Here is a 3,881-nt window from a genome sequence, read left to right on the forward strand (position 1 = left end):
CCCTAGATTGAACAAATTTCAATCCACAAAGATCAACACGCCCTAGTCTGCAAAACTTACTTTACCCATAGTAACTCCCGCAATACCTTGTGCAGTATTACTTAGGTGTTGCTGCTCTCCTGCTAGGCATTCGTTTGCTAAAATAGCAAATAGTACAGCCTCTTTTGCGTCGGGGTTTATACCTAAATCGTCGGTGTTTTTAAAAGCCTTAATACGTGGGCAAAGCGCTGTAAGTTGCGCCATTAGCAACGGGTTATGAATACCGCCACCACTTGCATACACCACACAATTTTGTGCGCGCTCTGCACACTCGTTTAATGCATTTGCTATAACGGTTGCAGTAAAGGTATTTAAGGTGGCCATTACATCTTCATGGCTTAAATGGTGAGTATTTGTAACCTGCTGTGCAGCATTTAAATACGCTAAGTTAAATACCTCAGGCCCTGTGGTTTTAGGCATTGGGAGTTTAAAAAATGCGTTATTACACAATGCATTCAATAATGGTGTATTTATCTTGCCTGCTTTTGCTATTTTTGCGCCATCGTCATAATGCATATCTTTAAAATGTTGCTGTACGTAGGCATCCATAATGGTATTACCGGGGCCAATGTCGGAGCTAAACACACCGTTTGCATCACCATTTTTGGGTAAAAACGTTAAGTTAGCAATGCCGCCCATATTTAGCAAAATCCGACTCTCAGCAGCGCTCGAAAAATACAAATAATCGCCATACACAGCCAGTGGTGCGCCCTCGCCTCCTGCGGCTATGTGTTTTTGTCTAAAATCACCAATGGTTGTAATACCCGTAGTAACGGCTATTTGGTCACTATCGCCAATTTGTAAGGTGCCATTAGTAAAGCTTTTGTGGTTATGCTGCGACTGCGGGCAGTGATAAATGGTTTGCCCGTGGCTTGCTATTACATCAATACTTGCAGGGTTTATATTCCACTTAGCTAAGCACTGGTTAACCATATTGCCATGGAGTTTACCTACCCACGGGTGCAGTAAAGTAACAATCTCTAAATCGCATTCTCGCTTAGCAAATACCTGCTTTATTTTAGTTTTATAATCGTCGTTGTAATCAACAGTAGTAAAATTTAAAACCTCAATGTGTGTATTTAAGCCCGCGCCCGTTACTTTACACAGTGCAACATCAAGCCCGTCCAACGAGGTACCGCTCATTAAACCAATAATTAAACGGCTTGGTTTTTGGGCGCTGTTATAAAGCGCTTTAATGTGAGGGTGCATAATGGCATCTAAAATAGGTGTAATATTTTGCTTATATTAGAGGACTTTAAAACAAAGTAATAGCCGTAAACCGTTTAATTTAGGTTCTGATTGTTTAACTCTTAAATGATTGTTAAGTTAGTGTGCATACTAAAAATTTATGAAAAAATATGATCACCCTCAGAGAGTTTAAAGCCCAAGACGCGCCTTTTATTATTAGCACCTTAAATGATGAACAGGTAACGCGTTATTTATCGTCAAAAATTCCGTTTCCTTATACGCAAGCCGATGCTGATTGGTGGATAAACCAAGGCTCAAAAAACGGCGTAATTGATGCAACAGTTAAAGCCATTGAGGTAAATGGGCAATTTGCGGGCTGTATTGGTGTAACTCCCGGCGAATTTGAATACAGCCACAGTGGCGAAATTGGTTATTGGCTAAATAAAGCCTATTGGGGGCAAGGCATTATTACTCGCGCTATTGAACTTATATGCAATGAAGCGTTTGCAAGCTCACACATAAACAGAATTTTTGGCGCTGTGTTTGCTGGTAATACCGGCTCTATGAAAGCACTTATTAAAAGTGGCTTTGAGCAAGAGGCTGTGCTTAAACAGGCCATTTATAAAAACGGGGTGTTTTACAATAGCCATATTTTTAGCAAGCTAAAATAAACCATTTAGAATAAATACTCTGCAAAGGTTGAATTATCAACCACCCGCCCAAAACTCCTTTATTAAGGTACGCATTGTACATATTCATACTGCTTAGCCGCGCATTATTGTTTAGCTGATCACGATTTTTAAAGCGTAAACATTCGGTAAGTAGTTTATTTATATTAATAGGAGATCTTATATGTCTACGACTAGTCGCCAACTTACTCTTGAATCACGCCCTAATGGCGCTCCAACAGATGAAAACTTTAAATTAAAAACGGTAGAGCTTCCTGCATTAAAAGACGGCGAAGTTTTACTACGCACTATTTACCTATCGCTAGACCCGTATATGCGTGGTCGTATGAGCGATGCTAAGTCGTACGCTGACCCTGTTAATATTGGCGATGTAATGGTTGGCGCAACCGTGTGCCAAGTAGAAGAGTCTAAAAGCGATAAGTTTAACGAAGGCGAGTGGGTACTTGCCTACACAGGTTGGCAAGATTACGCCATTACCAATGGCGAAGGCTTAATGCAGTTAGGTAAAGAGCCTGCAAACCCTTCATACGCATTAGGTATTATGGGTATGCCTGGCTTTACTGCTTACATGGGTTTACTTGATATTGGCCAGCCTAAAGAAGGCGAAACCGTAGTTGTTGCAGCAGCAACAGGCCCAGTAGGTGCAACGGTTGGTCAAATAGCTAAAATTAAAGGCTGTAAAGTAGTGGGTGTTGCTGGTGGCAGCGAAAAATGTGCACACGCAGTTGAAAAACTAGGGTTTGATGCCTGTATTGATCACAAAGCTGATGACTTTGCAGAGCAGTTAGAAAAAGCCTGTGATAAAGGCATTGATGTTTACTACGAAAATGTGGGCGGTAAAGTATTCGACGCCGTACTACCATTACTAAATACCGCAGCGCGCGTACCATTGTGTGGTTTAGTATCGCAATATAACGCTACTAGCTTGCCAGAAGGCCCAGACCGTTTAGGTATGCTAATGGGTCAATTGCTTACTAAGCGTATTAAAATGCAAGGCTTTATCATTTTTGATGATTACGGCGACCGTTACGACGAGTTTGCACAAGACATGCAAAAATGGCTACAAGACGGAAAAATTCAATACCGTGAGCACATGGTAGAAGGCATCGAAAATACAGTAGGCGCGTTCAACGACATGATATGCGGTAAAAACTTTGGTAAAACTGTGGTTAAAATTAATAACCCACTTTAATTTTAAACGGTTTGTAAGGCCAAGTCCTTACAAGCCACAAAAGGACTGACATGATCAAACTACACCATTTAAATAAATCACGTTCTAAACGCGTAATTTGGCTTTTAGAAGAGCTAAATGTTGACTACGAAATTGTGGCTTATCAGCGTAATAAAGACACATTTTTAGCCCCTGACGAATTAAAGCATATTCATCAACTTGGTAAGTCACCGGTAATTGAAGATGGCGGTTTAATTATTGCTGAATCAGGCGCTATTACCGATTACCTTATTACTAAATACGGCAATGGTAAATTTGCTCCAAAAGTAGATACCGCTGAATATGTTGACTACCAGCAATGGCTGCACTTTGCAGAAAGCTCAGCAATTTTACCGCTTTTACTTAAAATGTTTGTACTAAAAGACGGCGCTAAAACGCAGTTTTTAGAAGGCTATGCTGACGCTGAAACAGCTAAAGTAATTAGCTACTTTAACGACCGCCTTGAAGGTAAACGTTATTTAGTGGGCGATACCCTAACGGGAGCTGATTTTATGATGTCGTTTATTGTTGAAATAGTTAAAAACTCAGGTCAATTAGCGCACTTTAAAAACCTCGTTAAATACGACGAGCAATTACAAATTCATGAGAAGTTTCATACAGCTAATGAGCTAGAAGCAAAGTACGACTAACTACTTTTATATAATCTTTTTGTATAATCTTTTTATGTAACACTAAGGGGCATTTAGCCTAATGCCGATCAGTTAAGAAAATGACCGGTTGACCGATCCAAACGA

4 protein-coding genes are annotated in these 3,881 nt (G+C 40.3%); 3 read left to right on the forward strand and 1 reads right to left on the reverse strand.

Features of this window, described 5'->3' with window-relative positions; translation table 11 throughout:
- Positions 1-42 precede the first annotated feature (42 nt).
- Positions 43-1,248, reverse strand: a complete 1,206-nt coding sequence (locus GQR46_RS17280; RefSeq protein WP_165741711.1) for an anhydro-N-acetylmuramic acid kinase — start codon at positions 1,246-1,248, stop codon at positions 43-45.
- Positions 1,249-1,397: 149 nt separating this feature from the next.
- Here GQR46_RS17280 and GQR46_RS17285 point away from each other — a divergent pair, with 149 nt between their 5' ends.
- From GQR46_RS17285 to GQR46_RS17295, 3 genes are all read left to right on the forward strand, one after another.
- Positions 1,398-1,898 (forward strand): GNAT family protein, encoded by a 501-nt coding sequence (locus GQR46_RS17285; protein WP_165728773.1) that lies wholly within the window; start codon positions 1,398-1,400, stop codon positions 1,896-1,898.
- A gap of 181 nt (positions 1,899-2,079) precedes the next feature.
- Positions 2,080-3,108, forward strand: a complete 1,029-nt coding sequence (locus GQR46_RS17290) for an NADP-dependent oxidoreductase (RefSeq protein WP_165741712.1) — start codon at positions 2,080-2,082, stop codon at positions 3,106-3,108.
- A 50-nt stretch (positions 3,109-3,158) separates the two neighbouring features.
- Positions 3,159-3,776: a glutathione S-transferase gene (locus tag GQR46_RS17295; RefSeq protein WP_165741714.1), complete on the forward strand. Its 618-nt coding sequence runs from the start codon at positions 3,159-3,161 to the stop codon at positions 3,774-3,776.
- The last annotated feature ends 105 nt before the right edge of the window (positions 3,777-3,881 follow it).

It is taken from the genome of Pseudoalteromonas sp. Z1A6 (assembly GCF_011378745.1).
In the GTDB taxonomy this organism is placed as follows: domain Bacteria; phylum Pseudomonadota; class Gammaproteobacteria; order Enterobacterales; family Alteromonadaceae; genus Pseudoalteromonas; species Pseudoalteromonas arctica.

What these genes read in the sequence shown, in the direction of transcription:
- GQR46_RS17280 (WP_165741711.1), bottom strand. Translation starts at nt 1,248, where the DNA reads ATGCACCCTCACATTAAAGCGCTTTATAACAGCGCCCAAAAACCAAGC.
- GQR46_RS17295 (WP_165741714.1), top strand. Translation starts at nt 3,159, where the DNA reads ATGATCAAACTACACCATTTAAATAAATCACGTTCTAAACGCGTAATT.
- GQR46_RS17290 (WP_165741712.1), top strand. Translation starts at nt 2,080, where the DNA reads ATGTCTACGACTAGTCGCCAACTTACTCTTGAATCACGCCCTAATGGC.
- GQR46_RS17285 (WP_165728773.1), top strand. Translation starts at nt 1,398, where the DNA reads ATGATCACCCTCAGAGAGTTTAAAGCCCAAGACGCGCCTTTTATTATT.